Here is a 13,681-nt window from a genome sequence, read left to right on the forward strand (position 1 = left end):
ACGACCAGCGGATGCCGCTGTTCGAGGCGTTCGCCGACGAGATTGGCTACACCGGCGATCTCAGTCACGCCCGGATGATCTACAACCGGGCCAAGCAGGTGCGCGACTTCGTCGGTCACTCCCTTAGTGTCGTCGGCCCGGCCTATCGCGTCGGTGGACCGGCCACTGTTGGCATCACTCACCTGCAGGGCAAGAAGGGTCCCCTCGTTCCCAAGGAACTGTTTCCAAGCACGTTCGACCGCTTAAAGGCCGATTGCGAGTGGTTGGCTGCGCATGCGACGCGCGCGGGATGGGAGGGCGAGGTCGCCAGTTTCATCAACATGGCCGGCGAGCCGTGGGAGCCCGAACTCCCGCCAGCGCTTCCCGAGGGAGGGGAGCCGCTCCCGTAAGAGACTGACCCAGGGCCTGGGTCACTGGCGTGACTCGACCGCTCATCGCACGAGCAGACGTCCGAGCAATCTCGGCTAGGTGTGATGTCCGGGCAGGTTGGTCAGCCGGGTGATCGGTGGCCGGCCTCCGATCGCGGAGTGGGCGCGGTGGTGATTGTAGAAGTGCAGCCATGCGGGCAGCACGGCGTTGCGCTGGTCGGTTGAGTCGTAGAGCCGGGCGTAGGCCCAGCCGTCGGCCAGGGTGCGGTGGAAGCGCTCGATCTTGCCGTTCGTCTGGGGCCTGTAGGGCCGGGTTCGTTTGTGGATGATGCCTAGCTCGCCACACGCGTCACGCCAGGCGAATGACCGGTAGCAGCTGCCGTTGTCGGACAGCACCCGCTCCACGGTGACGCCGCGCTCGGCAAACCACGCCACCGCACGTCGAAGGACACCGACCGCGGTAGCGGCCCTCTCATCGGTGCAGATCTCGGCGTAGGCCAGGCGGGAGTGGTCGTCGATGACGGTGTGCACGAACGCTGTGCCGATCAGTGGACGAGATTCCTTGCCGCGTTTGCCAGTGCGTTGCGCCGTAGCCACGGCGTTGGCTTTGCTCTGCTGACGGCTGAGGAACTTGTGTCCGCCGCCGTCGGGGATGTTGCTGAACTTGGTGACGTCGACGTGGATCAGCGAGCCCGGGTGGGGGTGCTCGTAGCGCCGCAGCGGTTCGCCGGTGACCCGGTCGATGTGGGAGAGGCGATTGATCCGACACCGCACCAACACCGCGTGCACGGTCGAGGCCTGCAGCCCGAGCTGGCCGGCGATCTGGACGGGTCCGAGTCGGTGCCGCCAGCGCAGTCGCACTATCTGACGCACGACCTCGGGCGGGGTCTTGGTCGGGCTGGTGCGCGGACGGGAACTGCGATCGACCATCCCGGCGCGCCCTTCACCGCGGTAGCGATCAGCCCACTTCTTCGCGGTGCGCGGAGCGACCATGAACATCTTGGCTGCTGCGGCGTAGGTCCACCCGCCGTCGACGATGAGTTGGGCGAGACGTAGACGGGCGCGCGGGGTCAGAGCAGCGTTAGCGTGGGACATGAGGGCCTCTGGTCCGTGAAGCGGTGAACTAGACAGCTCCACTTCACAACCGGAGGCCTTCGTCTATCAGGCAGGCTCACCGATCCCGGGTTGAACAACCTCCCTGGACATCACAGCTAGGCAGCGGGGCAGCGGGATGGCGCTCCTCGGCTACTCAAATGACGGCGAGTACGAGGTAGTCACATTGTGCTGTTGCTGGCCCAGTTGCCCGCTCTGTAGTCCTCGAGTCGTGTGACTAGGTCCCTGCCTGCCTCCTTGGACACCTGTTCTGTTTCGAGGGTCGCGAGCCACGTGAGCAACCGGCGCCCAGCGATAAAAGCGACGTCGTCGGCACTGTATCCGTCGGGCACGTCGTGCTGTGCCGCGCCCCAGACGACGACCACGGGCGTGACAGTCAACGGCTTCGCCTTGGAGCGGTGGCGTGCTCCGCGCTCGTTCGCCAGAAGAGTCCGGGTGATGCCTTCGGCGCGCATCGCTGCTCTCCGAGCGCTGGCCGCCATCTGAGCTACGTCGTTGCCGTGGCTGCGCCACTTGCTGTCGATGGCGACGAGACCACCGCATTTGGTGACGACGAGGTGGTCGATGTCGCTCCCTTGCAATTGGATGCTGTCGACCCAGCCCCAGACGTGTCCCTTTCGCTTAGCGCGTTGAAGTTCGCTGCGAGTGTTGTCCTCGCCCCACGCCCCGCGGAGCTGACTGACGGCCTCGCGTTCGTGAGCGAAGAACGCAGACTGGATCAGCAACAGGAACGCCGCGACCATCCCAGCCTGGGTGGCGCCGACAGCCCACCACATGAAGGGCGTATGCGGCACGAACACGATGGTGACGGACGTGACAACCGCGATCAGGCCGAGCATGACAAACGAGAGACCGGTCAACAGCCTCCAACGCTTCCTGCTCCAGTCGCGAAGGAGCTTGTTCAACTTGCGACGCGAGAACGGCTTGAACCTGGTCACTCGACTTCCTCTCTGGCTACGAAGTCGAGTCAACCGCACGCCGGCTGGCGCCGCTGGTGGAATGCGGTTGCTCGGCGAAGGAGCCGTGGATCCATCGGTGGCCCGGCGCGCTCTGATGTGTTAGGTGCTCCAGTTCGCCGGAGATACGGAAGCTATCCGGTCGCCGACTCCGCACGGCGACACCTAGCAGTCATTTCTGCGGCGCGTCTTTGCCGGGTGCGAACCGGGGCTCCTTGTTCGCACCGGACGGCGACGAACTGCACTCGGCGGAGCCAGTGCGACCCGCGACGGCCTCGCGCTGGCAGACTGCCGCCGTGACGGTCGAGCGGTGGGAACGGCGGGCCGAGGTCCCGCTAATCCTGTTGGCGCTCGCCTTTCTCGGGGCATACGCGTGGCCGGTGCTCGACCCGCGCTTGGACCCCGACCTACGTGCATTCCTAACCGCCGTCTCATGGGCGGTTTGGGTAGCGTTCGCCGTCGACTTGGGTGTACGACTCCTGCTAGCCGAGCAGTGGCGCCGGTACGCCGTCCAGCACTGGTACGACGTTGCCCTCGTGGTGCTCCCGGCTCTTCGGCCCCTCCGGCTGTTGCGCTTGCTAGCTCTAGTTCGCATCCTCGACCGATCGGCAGCGTCCTCGCTAGCGGGTCGGGTGCTCGTGTACGTAGCGGCCGCTGCTGGCATGGCCGTGGGGTTAGGGGCACTTGTTGTCCTCGACGCCGAGCAAGACCACCCAGGGGCCAACATCACCACGTTTGGTGACGCGTTGTGGTGGGCCTGCACCACGGTCACGACGGTCGGGTATGGCGACCGTTTCCCTGTGACCATTGAAGGCCGTGTGGTGGCGGTCGTGCTGATGCTGGTCGGCATCGGCCTAGTCGGCGCAGTCACTGCCTCGGTCGCTACGTGGATCTTGGGACGGGTCCAGGCGGAGCGAGCGGGGTAGCGAGGCCTGTCCGCGAGATGGACCCTCAGCTCGCGCTGACAGGCGGCGAGAAGACGCGGGTACCGTCAGGACAACCGAGAACATCAGCTCTCCGTGCTCCTCGGCTGGAAACGTCAAGCGGGTCGAGACCAGTGCCGGTGAATGCCGTGGCGACGCAGAACGAACCTTCGGGCACGCACTCCAGGGATCCTTCCAGCACCCGCAGTCGCCGATGCAACTCCAATGTGACACGGATCTGGACGCCGGAGACCGTTTGCGGCAGGTGCCTCTCCCCGCGGTCGCAGGTGCCGGCCCGGGCCGAGTGACCTAAGGAGTTGCGAGTTGTTCCGATACGACTTCACGTGTCGGAGGCGCGTGGCAAAGTCAGACCTCTCATTCCCACGATAGGACGACCATGAAACTGCACTCGGTCTACGCCAGGTTCTACCGGTCTCTGAACTACGACTTCATCCGGGCTTCGGCCGAGAAGTACCAGGCGGATCCGTGGGACGGCACCCCCGACGGGGAGTACCCCTTCGTGCGCATCAAGCTTCGTCCCGGTATCACCACCGTTGTGGGAGCCAATGAGTCCGGAAAGTCCCAAGTGCTCAGCGCCATCGAGGCGGCGCTGACCGGGAAGGGGTACGAGCGAAGCGACTTTTGTCGGTACTCGAAGTTCTTTGGCATCCACAACGACATCGTGCTTCCCGAGTTCGGGGCCGTCTTCTCGGACATCACCGCAGATGACATCAAGACCATCGAGAAGAACTCGGCGCACAAGGATCTTGACGATGTCGAGAGGGTTGCGATCTTCCGGATGAACCAGACTCCGAAAGTAAGGGTGTACGTGCGTCAGGGCGAAAGGTGGACAGGCCCTGCGAACGTCGAGAAGCCTGCCGCGGCGCTCGCGGATCTCGGGGTTCCGGTGCCGTTCCGCATCGACGCGGACGTTCCGCTCCCAGACAGCGTCCCCTTGGACTACTTGGTCTCCGGCAACAAGTCCGCTCCGTTGGGGCGCGACTTCTTGCGCGAGCTTTGGGACGGTCTGCAAAAGAACAATGCTTGGTTCGAGTCCGACGCTGCAGTATCGACGAATGCGGCGTCGATCGCTTCCATGATCCGGCCTGCGCGGCAGGCGTCCGAGGACGAGCTTGAGATGTACAAGCTCGCGGCCGACCTCATCTTCAAGGTGGCTGGCATCAAAAAGGAGCTCATCAAAGAGCTCCAAGAGCACGTCAAGAAGAAGAACGGCTACGCAAACAGTATGGTCGACACCATCAATGCAGAGCTTGCCAAAGCCCTCGACTTCCCCCACTGGTGGTCCCAGGACTCCCAGTTCGAGCTATTCGTTTCGCTATACGAGTTCGACCTCATCTTCATGATCCGTGACCGAACCGGGCGCACCTACGGCTTCGACGAGCGCAGCGCTGGTTTGAAGTACTTCCTCTCATACTTCGTGCAGTACCTTGCGCACGAACCGCGAGAGGATGGGCGACCCGAGATCCTCCTGATGGATGAGCCTGACCAGTTCCTGTCCTCGTCCGGTCAGCAAGACCTCTTGCGCATCTTCGACGATTTTGCCGACCCCGGCCGAGAGGGCCGCAAGGCAGTTCAGGTCGTGTACGTGACCCACTCTCCGTTCCTCATTGACAAGAACGAAGCCGATCGCATCCGCGTTCTGGAAAAGGGCGAGCATGACGAAGGTACCCGCGTCGTGACTAGCGCCGCGTCCAACCACTATGAGCCGCTGCGGTCGGCATTCGGTAGTTTCGTCGCGGAAACGACGTTCATCGGGAACTGCAACCTGATTGTGGAAGGGCCCTCCGATCAGGTCCTCATCGCGGGAGCTTCGCGATGGTTGAAGACGCTCGGGGTTTCTGCCCGTGACCGCCTTGACCTGAACCACATCACCCTCGTTCCCGCGGGAGGGACCCGCCACATTCCGTACCTCGTGTACTTGGCCCGGGGACGTGACATCGACAAGCCGCCGGTTGTCGCCCTCCTGGACAACGACAAAGCCGGGACTGAAGCGAAGGCAGACTTGGCCGCGGGCGGCGCGTACGGTGACAAACTCCTCGACTCTGACCTCGTACTTCAACTCGGTCAGGGCTCGCTGGACGGGCTCGCGACCGACAACCCGCACGGGCTCGTTGGCATCGAGGACATCATCCCGTTCAACGTTGCAGTCCTCGCGGCATCCCTGTACTGCAAAGAGTTCGTCCCGAGCATCGATCCGCTCACGATGGGACTGACGCCTGAGACCGTGTTTACGCCTGCCGCAACTGGGGGCGAAAAGCCGGTCAACAACGGTGGAACGCTGAAGTTCCTCGAGAAGGCGATCGCCACAAAGGCGGGCGCGGAGTCGTTCCATCTCGACAAGGTTGCATTCGCCCGCGCGACGGTGGACGCGCTGACCGGAGTCGTGCCTGGGTCGGTCTCAACGGACGAAAGAAAGGTAGCTGAAGCCAACTTTCGGCTCCTGCTGGCGGAGATCGCGAAGTGCCAGCGTGCCGCGGAACGCGCTGAGTCGGTGGAGAAAATCTCGAGCCGCATCAATCGCGCCAAGCGGGATTTCACCCGCACTCACCCAACCCAGGCGCGCCGCGAAGATGTTGTCGCCCTCATCGAAGAAGTAGGCAGCCAGCTCGACTTCAGCCCGGAAGCTGAAGACGTCCGCGCTGAGATGCGCACCTGGTTCGCTGCGTTCGAGCTCGATTCTGAGCCCAGGACGCTCGTTGGCGACTTCGAGGGTCTGGTCAGGGCGCTCGACGGGCTGGCGTACAAAGCCGTCCGAAAGGCAGCCCACCATCCGCCAGCTGGATAGGTGACTAGGTTCGGGCGCCAGGGCCGTGTCGTTTGACGCCCCCTCGAGGGGCAGAGCTCGGCATTGGTGTTCGATTGCGCGTCCCTGCGATCGCGTCAAATCTGGGCGGGATGCCCGCCGAGCCAGAACCGTCGTAGCAGGTAGCGAGTTCCAGGGGCCTGACGACAGTGCCCGTGCAAACGCGTTGCCGGAACGATCGGCCGCGTGGCGGCCCGTGTCTCTGGCAGCGCTTCACCGTGCCGCGTCCCTTGCTCCGCCGGCCGCTCGGGTGGATCCCTACGTCTGCTGTTCCAGCCCCAGGGTCCAGGCGATGACCGTTGTGGCGCGCCAGCGGAGATGCTTCCCGACCCGGAAGCCCTGAGGCCCGTAGCCCGTCGTTCGCCAGGCATAGACGGTCTGCTTGGGCACTCCGAGGTAGTTCGCCACGTCTTCGATGTTCCACAGCTCCTGGTGCTCCATCGGCTTGGTCGGACGGTGAGTCGGCAGCGGAGGCGGCGTCGGGACTGGCGGGCGGCTGTCCCGCGGCTGGTCCCAGAGGGTCGGCTGGTCCTGGGCCTTCTTGTTGTGTCGCATAGCGTCGGATCTCCCGAGGTCGATGGTGGTTGCGGCTCGTTAGTCACCAAAGGGCGGCGACCACCCGCGGGCGATCACCTCGAGCAGTTCGGGTCCCGTCCTCCTCAGCGACCGCAAGGGACCACGACCGATGGAATGGCACTAGTCGTCGACCTCGACCGTTGTCGGACGGCGCGGTTACCGTGATCAGGTCAGAGAGGTAGGCCATGGCGTTCAAGCAGCCACCGGGGGCCGTCCATGCCTGAGGGGATCAGCCGTCGCGGCGACTCTTGGCGGGCTCGCTACCGCAACCCCGAGACCGGTCGGCAACACGAGCGGTCATTCGACAAGCAGGTCGACGCGGTGCGGTGGCGCCGGCAGCAGCTCGACGCGCTGGACCGGGGCCGCTGGGTCGATCCGGAGGCGGGCAAGGTGTCGTTCCTGGCCTACTTCGAGGCTTGGGGTCGGGACCAGCTGTGGACCGATGGCACGCGGAAGGCGATGTCGTTGGCCGCCCGGTCCACGACCTTCGCTGAGGTCGACCTGCGACTGATCCGTCCTAGCCACGTTGAGGCGTGGGTGAAGTCGATGACGGTGGCGACAGCAACCAGACCGCGCCCGCTCGCGCCGGGCACGATCAAGACCCGGTTCGTCAACGTCCGGTCCGTGTTTCGCGCGGCTGTTCGTGACGGCATGATCGCCCTCGACCCGACCGCGCAGGTCCGCCTTCCCCGGCTGCGCAAGCGGGAAGCGGCAATGACGATTCCCTCCCCCGAGGTCGTGCGGGCGGTTCTCGAGGCCTCGGAGCCGCGGTTCCGCGCCTTCGTCGGGCTGTGTGCCTTCGCGGGCCTGCGGCTGGGAGAGGCTGCCGCGCTTCAGGTCAGCGACGTCGACTTCCTGCGCCGGCAGGTGCACGTGCGCCGGCAGGTTCAGCGTCTCGACGGCGCTGTCGAGATCCGGTTGCCGAAGTACAGCTCCGAGCGCACCGTCCATGTCCCGGATGCGCTGCTGGAGATGCTCTCCGAGCACGTTGCGCTGGGGCTGCCCTACGACTGGCTGTTCGCTGAGGTCGAGGACGTCCCGCCGCACCAGAACACCGTCGGTCACCGGTGGCGCACCACCCTGAAGAGGGCGGGGGTCACTGGTGTCCGGCTGCACGACCTACGGCACTTCTACGCCTCCGGGTTGATCGCCGCGGGCTGCGACGTGGTCGCCGTCCAGCGTGCCTTGGGCCACGCGAAGTCGACCACGACGCTGACCACCTACGCCCACCTGTGGCCCTCCGCGGAGGACCGGGTGCGGGACGCCGCGGCGCACCTGTTCACCGAAGTCGCCGGCTCTGGTGAGGGCACTGTGAGGGCAAACCGGCCTTAAGAGGCCTCGACACCCCGTCTGACCTGCGCAAACAGCGCCCGCTCACACGTTGAAGCGGAACTCCACGACGTCGCCGTCGGCCATGACGTAGTCCTTGCCCTCCATGCGGACCTTGCCGGCCTCCTTGGCCTTCTGCATGGAGCCGGCCTCGACGAGGTCGGCGAAGGAGACGATCTCGGCCTTGATGAAGCCGCGCTGGAAGTCGGTGTGGATGACGCCGGCGGCCTCGGGGGCGGTGGCGCCCTTCTTGATCGTCCAGGCCCGCGTCTCCTTGGGGCCGGCGGTCAGGTAGGTCTGCAGGCCGAGGGTGTCGAAGCCGACGCGGGCGAGCACGTCGAGGCCGGGCTCCTCGACGCCCATCTCGGTGAGCATCGCGCGGGCCTCGTCGTCGTCGCCGAGCTCGACCAGCTCGGACTCGAACTTCGCGTCGAGGAAGATCGCCTCGGACGGCGCGACGAGCTCTCGCATCCGGTCCTTGAGCGCCTCGTCGGCGAGCTCGTCGGCGTCGCAGTTGAAGACGTAGATGAACGGCTTCGCGGTCAGCAGGGACAGCTCGCGGACGAGATCGCGGTCGACCGACGTGGCGATGATCGGGGTGCCGGCCTCGAGGTGGCCGAGCGCCTCCTTGGCGGCGTCGAGGTTGGCCGCGAGCGACTTGTTGCCGCGGGCCTCCTTCTCCAGCCGCGGGATCGCCTTCTCGACCGTCTGCAGGTCGGCCAGGACCAGCTCGGTCTGGATGGTGGAGATGTCGTTGGCGGGGTTGACCTCGCCGTCGACGTGGGTGACGTCCTCGTCGCGGAAGACCCGCGTGACCTGGCAGATCGCCGCGGACTCGCGGATGTGGGAGAGGAACTTGTTGCCCAGCCCCTCGCCCTCCGAGGCGCCGCGCACGATGCCGGCGATGTCGACGAACTCCACGGTCGCCGGGAGGATCTTGGCGCTGCCGAAGATCTCCGCGAGCACCGGCAGCCGCTCGTCCGGCACGCCCACGACCCCGACGTTCGGCTCGATGGTGGCGAACGGGTAGTTCGCCGCGAGGACGTCGTTCTTGGTCAGGGCGTTGAAGAGGGTGGACTTGCCCGCGTTGGGGAGCCCGACGATGCCGATGGTGAGAGCCACGGGCGGCCACTCTACGGAGCGGCGAGGGACCCGGCCGAATCACGACCGGGTCCCTCGGTGGTGCGGCTGCTCAGCGGAAGCGGCGCAGCAGGCCGCGTACCCCGCGGCCGATCGCCTCGTCCTGCGCACGACGTCCGGTGCCGCCGGTCGTCGCCCGTCCGGCGCCGAGGCCGCCGGCTCCGACGCCGCCCGTCCGCGGCGTACGCCGTGCTCCGCCGGCCACCCTGCTCACGACCTGGTTCAACATGCCCATCTCGTTCTCCTCCCTCGAGGTGCTGGTCCCGTCCGGTGCCCGTCGCCGGGCCACCGCAATCCGTGGCACGCCCGGGGTGGCAGCATCGCGGCGTGGACATCGCCCGCATCCGTGCCTGCTTCCCCGCCCTCGACCTCGGGGTAGCCCACTTCGACGGGCCGGGCGGCTCGCAGGTGCCCCGTCAGGTCGCCGACGCGGTGGCGGCGGCGATGACGGCCGGCCTCGGCAACCGCGGCACGACCACCGAGGCCGAGGCCCGCACCGAGCGCGTGGTCGCGGAGGCCCGCGCGGCCGCCGGCGACCTGCTCGGCACCGACGCCCGCGGCGTCGTCTTCGGTCGCTCGATGACGCAGCTGACGTTCGACATGGCCCGCACGCTGTCCCGCTCGTGGGGCCCGGGTGACGAGGTCGTGGTGACCCGGCTCGACCACGACGCCAACATCCGCCCGTGGGTGGTCGCCGCCGAGCGCGCGGGCGCGACGGTGCGCTGGCTCGACTTCGACCCGGCGACCGGCGAGCTGGACGACGTCGCCCCGCTGCTGACCGACCGCACACGCCTCGTCGCGGTCACGGCGGCGTCGAACCTGCTCGGCACCCGCCCCGACGTACGCCGCCTGGCGGCCCTGGCCCGGGAGGCCGGCGCCCTGTCGTACGTCGACGCGGTGCACCTGGCCCCGCACGCACCGGTCGACCGGTCGGAGCTCGGGGCGGACCTGCTCGCGTGCTCGCCGTACAAGTTCTTCGGCCCGCACCTCGGGGTGCTCGCCGGCGACCCGGCGTTCCTGGAGACCCTGCACCCGGACAAGCTGCTGCCGTCGACCGACGTCGTGCCGGAGCGGTTCGAGCTCGGCACGCTCCCCCACGAGCTGCTGGCCGGCGTGACCGCGGCCGTCGACTTCATGGCCGGTCTCGAGCCGGGCCAGGGCACCCGGCGCGAGCGGCTGGTGCGCTCGATGGCGGCCGCCGAGCAGCACGAGGACGACCTGCTCGCCCACCTCGTCGACGGGCTCCGCGAGATCGACGTCGTGACGCTCCACGGCGCGCCGGCGCACCGGACGCCGACCGTGCTGTTCACCCTCGCCGGCCACGCGCCCGTCGACGTCGCGCGGCACCTGGCCTCGGAGGGTGTCAACGCGCCGGCGGGCCACTTCTACGCGATCGAGGCGTCGCGGCACGCCGGGCTCGGGGACACCGGCGGCGTGCGCGCCGGCCTGGCGGCGTACACCACCGTCGAGGACGTCGACCGCCTCGTCGCGGCGGTCGCGGGCCTCGTCCGCGCCTGAGGGCGCGACGTCAGACCAGCATCGTCACGACGGTGACGATGCCGGCGACCAGCACGCCGGTGCGCAGCACGGTCGCGGGCAGGCGACGGGCGACCCGCGCACCGAGGTAGCCGCCGGCGACCGAGCTGACGGCCATGAGCGCGACGACCGTCCAGTCGACGTCGGCGACGAAGGTGAAGACGACACCGGCGACGATGTTCGAGGCCATCAGCGAGGTGGTGCGGATGCCGGCGACCACGCCGAAGTCGATGTCGAGGCTCAACGCGAGGACGGCGATCATCATGACGCCCGCACCGGCGCCGAAGTAGCCGCCGTAGACCCCGGTGAGCACCACGAACAGCGTCGCGACCGGCGTGAGCCGCAGCCGCGGCGGTCGGTCGGCATGGCCGTGGCGGGCCCGCAGCGCGGCGGAGATCCGGGGCTGGGCGGCGACGAGCACGCAGGTGCCGAGGATCAGCCACGGCACGACCGCCTCGAAGACGCTCGACGGCAGCGCGAGGAGGAGCACCGCCCCGCCCAGGCCGCCGACGGCGGAGAGCCCGATGACCTGCCGGGTCAGCCGCGGCTCGACCCGCAGCTCGTCGCGGAAGCCCACCGCGCCGCCGGCGCCGGCGGGGATGAGGCCGAGGGTGTTCGACACGTTCGCGACGACCGGCGGCAGCCCGACCGCGAGCAGCACGGGGAAGCTGAGCAGGCTCGCGACGCCGACCGTCGAGGTCAGCAGACCCGCGCCGAAGCCGGCGAGCACCACCCAGACGTGCTCGAGCAGGCCGTCCACCACGTGCGTCCCTCTCCTGGCCCGAGGCGGGCCGTGTCGTCCGTCCGTCGACGGCGGACGGTCAGCCGCCCAGCATGCCCTGGCAGGTCGTGGCCGCCGCGGCCGCGTCCCCGCGGAGCACCGCGTCGGCGAGCGCGTCGAGCCGCTGGTGCACCTCGGCGGAATCCCCCGGCCCGGGGGCGTGCCCGGCGAGGGCGTCGTCGAGCTCGGCCAGCAGCCCGTCGCCGGCCAGGCGGCGTACGCACCGCCAGGTGTGGTCGAAGGTGCGCTGCCGACCGTCGGGCGCGAGCATCGCGGTCCGCAGCGAGCTGTCCGCGCCGGCGGCGGTCCGCGCCAGGCCGGCCAGCACCGCCTCGCGGGCGACGAGCACCTCCGAGCGGGGGCGGGCGGCGAGGCTCGCCTCCCAGGTGGGTACGCCGCCGGCAGGCCCCGGCTCGCGGACGAGCGCGCCGACCCCGTGGCGCACCTCGATCCGGCCGCGCGTCTCGAGCGCGGCGAGCGCCCGGGACAGCGTCGCCCGGCTGACGCCGAGCTCGGCGGCCAGCTGGCGCTCGGGCGGCAACCGGTCGCCACCCACGAGCCCCTGGGCCTCGATGAAGTCCGAGATGTGCGCGGCCAGGCTCTCGTAGAGGCGCTCGCGCCGCAGGGGCGTGAGGCGGCGCGCGGACGGCTCGTCGGGCATGGTCCGGATCCTAGTGAACCGGTGGCCCGGTTGTCAGGTGGCCTAGCCACTGACTATCGTCGCTCCTCCCGGCGCATGACGCGCATCACAACCGGATGGGAAACTGCTGTGTCCACCGAACTCATCTCGCTGGCGGTCCTCGTGGTCGTCTTCCTCGTGGCGACCGTCCGGGGCGTCAACATGGGTGCGCTCGCGCTCGTCGCGGCGTTCGTCGTGGGTCTCACCGTCTACGACCTCGAGGTCGACGGGGTGCTGACCGGCTTCCCGAGCGACCTGTTCGTCATCCTCGTCGGCGTCACGTACCTGTTCGCGCTCGCCAAGAACAACGGCACCGTCGACTGGATCGTCCACGCGGCCGTCCGGGCCGTGGGCGGCCGGGTGGCGCTCGTGCCGTGGGCGATGTTCCTCGTCTGCGCGGCCGTCACCTCGATCGGCGCGGTCAGCCCGGCCGCCGTCGCGATCGTCGCGCCGGTGGCGATGGGCTTCGCGCTGCGCTACTCCATCAACCCGATGATGATGGGCATGATGGTCGTGCAGGGCGCGACCGCGGGCTCCTTCTCCCCCATCGGCATCTTCGGCTCGATCACCAACGGTGTCGTCGACCAGAACGACCTGCCGGGCAACCAGCTGGTCCTCTTCCTCACCACCTTCACCGCCGCCGCGCTCATCGCCGCGATCACCTACGTCGCCTTCGGCGGCCGCGCGCTCATCGCCCGCGGCAAGGAGGCCACCGCCGGCGCCGCGCTCGGCGCCGAGGCGGAGGCCGCGAGCCACGCCGTCATGCGCTCGGGCGGGCCCGGCGTCCCGCACTCGGCCGTCGAGGCCGGCCGCGCGACCTCCGCGAAGAGCGACGCCGACCGCGACGACGAGCACCACACGCTCGACGCGCAGCGCATCGTCACCCTCGGCGGCCTCGTGGCGCTGATGGTGGGCGCGCTCGGGTTCGACCTCGACGTCGGCTTCACCGCGCTGACCATCGCGGTCGTCCTCACCCTCGCCTTCCCCGACTCCGCCAAGGGTGCGGTCGAGAAGATCAGCTGGGGCACCGTCCTGCTGATCGGCGGCATCGTCACCTACGTGAACCTGCTCCAGGACCAGGGCGTCGTCGACTGGCTCGGCGAGCAGGTGGCCGAGGTCGGCGCCCCGCTCGTCGCCGCGCTGCTCATCTGCTTCATCGCGGCCGTGGTCTCCGCCTTCGCCTCGACCACCGGCATCATCGGCGCGCTCATCCCGCTCGCCGTGCCGTTCCTGCTCACCGACCAGGTCAACGCGGTCGGCCTGATCGCCGCGCTGGCGATCTCCAGCTCGGTGGTCGACTGCAGCCCCTTCTCCACCAACGGCGCGCTGGTCGTCGCCAACGCCGACGCCGCCGACCGCGAGGTGGTCTTCAAGCGGCTCATGCAGTGGGGCATGTCGATCGTGGTCATCGCCCCGATCGTCGCCTGGGGCCTGCTGGTGGTCACCACCGCCTGAT

At 68.4% G+C, this 13,681-nt stretch carries 13 protein-coding genes; 6 read left to right on the plus strand and 7 right to left on the minus strand.

What is annotated here, in order from left to right; genetic code table 11:
• On the plus strand, window positions 1-389 hold a 389-nt coding region (locus G6553_RS10765), incomplete at its 5' end, for a hypothetical protein (RefSeq protein ID WP_166192139.1).
• 75 nt (window positions 390-464) lie between these two features.
• On the opposite strand, the gene G6553_RS10770 is transcribed toward G6553_RS10765, so the two are convergent.
• Window positions 465-1,463 (minus strand): IS481 family transposase, encoded by a 999-nt coding sequence (locus G6553_RS10770; protein ID WP_166192142.1) that lies wholly within the window; start codon window positions 1,461-1,463, stop codon window positions 465-467.
• A gap of 179 nt (window positions 1,464-1,642) precedes the next feature.
• Window positions 1,643-2,419: an NERD domain-containing protein gene (locus G6553_RS10775; RefSeq protein ID WP_166192145.1), complete on the minus strand. Its 777-nt coding sequence runs from the start codon at window positions 2,417-2,419 to the stop codon at window positions 1,643-1,645.
• 314 nt (window positions 2,420-2,733) lie between these two features.
• On the opposite strand from G6553_RS10775, the gene G6553_RS10780 reads away from it, so the two are divergent.
• Both G6553_RS10780 and G6553_RS10785 read left to right on the plus strand, forming a co-directional pair.
• A complete protein-coding gene (locus G6553_RS10780; protein WP_166192148.1) occupies window positions 2,734-3,363 on the plus strand; it encodes a potassium channel family protein in 630 nt (209 codons plus the stop codon).
• 394 nt (window positions 3,364-3,757) lie between these two features.
• On the plus strand, window positions 3,758-6,166 hold the full coding sequence (locus G6553_RS10785) for an AAA family ATPase (RefSeq protein ID WP_166192151.1): 2,409 nt from the start codon (window positions 3,758-3,760) through the stop codon (window positions 6,164-6,166).
• 276 nt (window positions 6,167-6,442) lie between these two features.
• Here G6553_RS10785 and G6553_RS10790 read toward each other — a convergent pair whose 3' ends face one another.
• On the minus strand, window positions 6,443-6,625 hold the full coding sequence (locus G6553_RS10790) for a helix-turn-helix domain-containing protein (protein ID WP_166192308.1): 183 nt from the start codon (window positions 6,623-6,625) through the stop codon (window positions 6,443-6,445).
• Between the two features lie 351 nt (window positions 6,626-6,976).
• Between G6553_RS10790 and G6553_RS10795 the strand changes: the two genes are divergently transcribed.
• A complete protein-coding gene (locus G6553_RS10795; protein ID WP_166192154.1) occupies window positions 6,977-8,092 on the plus strand; it encodes a site-specific integrase in 1,116 nt (371 codons plus the stop codon).
• A gap of 42 nt (window positions 8,093-8,134) precedes the next feature.
• On the opposite strand, the gene ychF is transcribed toward G6553_RS10795, so the two are convergent.
• Together ychF and G6553_RS21165 are read right to left on the minus strand one after the other, a co-directional pair.
• On the minus strand, window positions 8,135-9,211 hold the full coding sequence (gene ychF, locus G6553_RS10800; protein WP_166192157.1) for a redox-regulated ATPase YchF: 1,077 nt from the start codon (window positions 9,209-9,211) through the stop codon (window positions 8,135-8,137).
• Between the two features lie 70 nt (window positions 9,212-9,281).
• On the minus strand, window positions 9,282-9,464 hold the full coding sequence (locus G6553_RS21165; protein WP_166192160.1) for a hypothetical protein: 183 nt from the start codon (window positions 9,462-9,464) through the stop codon (window positions 9,282-9,284).
• A 92-nt stretch (window positions 9,465-9,556) separates the two neighbouring features.
• On the opposite strand from G6553_RS21165, the gene G6553_RS10810 reads away from it, so the two are divergent.
• A complete protein-coding gene (locus tag G6553_RS10810; protein ID WP_166192163.1) occupies window positions 9,557-10,747 on the plus strand; it encodes a cysteine desulfurase-like protein in 1,191 nt (396 codons plus the stop codon).
• A 10-nt stretch (window positions 10,748-10,757) separates the two neighbouring features.
• Here G6553_RS10810 and G6553_RS10815 read toward each other — a convergent pair whose 3' ends face one another.
• Both G6553_RS10815 and G6553_RS10820 read right to left on the minus strand, forming a co-directional pair.
• On the minus strand, window positions 10,758-11,525 hold the full coding sequence (locus tag G6553_RS10815) for a sulfite exporter TauE/SafE family protein (RefSeq protein WP_166192166.1): 768 nt from the start codon (window positions 11,523-11,525) through the stop codon (window positions 10,758-10,760).
• A gap of 61 nt (window positions 11,526-11,586) precedes the next feature.
• Window positions 11,587-12,207 carry a GntR family transcriptional regulator gene (locus G6553_RS10820; protein WP_166192169.1) on the minus strand — a complete coding sequence of 207 codons (621 nt, stop codon included), beginning with the start codon at window positions 12,205-12,207 and terminating at the stop codon, window positions 11,587-11,589.
• A gap of 108 nt (window positions 12,208-12,315) precedes the next feature.
• On the opposite strand from G6553_RS10820, the gene G6553_RS10825 reads away from it, so the two are divergent.
• The gene (locus tag G6553_RS10825) at window positions 12,316-13,680 is read left to right on the plus strand and encodes an SLC13 family permease (RefSeq protein ID WP_207619632.1); all 1,365 of its coding nucleotides are present in this window, start codon (window positions 12,316-12,318) and stop codon (window positions 13,678-13,680) included.
• Window position 13,681: the final 1 nt, after the last annotated feature.

The organism is Nocardioides sp. IC4_145, assembly GCF_011250565.1.
In the GTDB taxonomy this organism is placed as follows: Bacteria; Actinomycetota; Actinomycetes; order Propionibacteriales; family Nocardioidaceae; genus Nocardioides.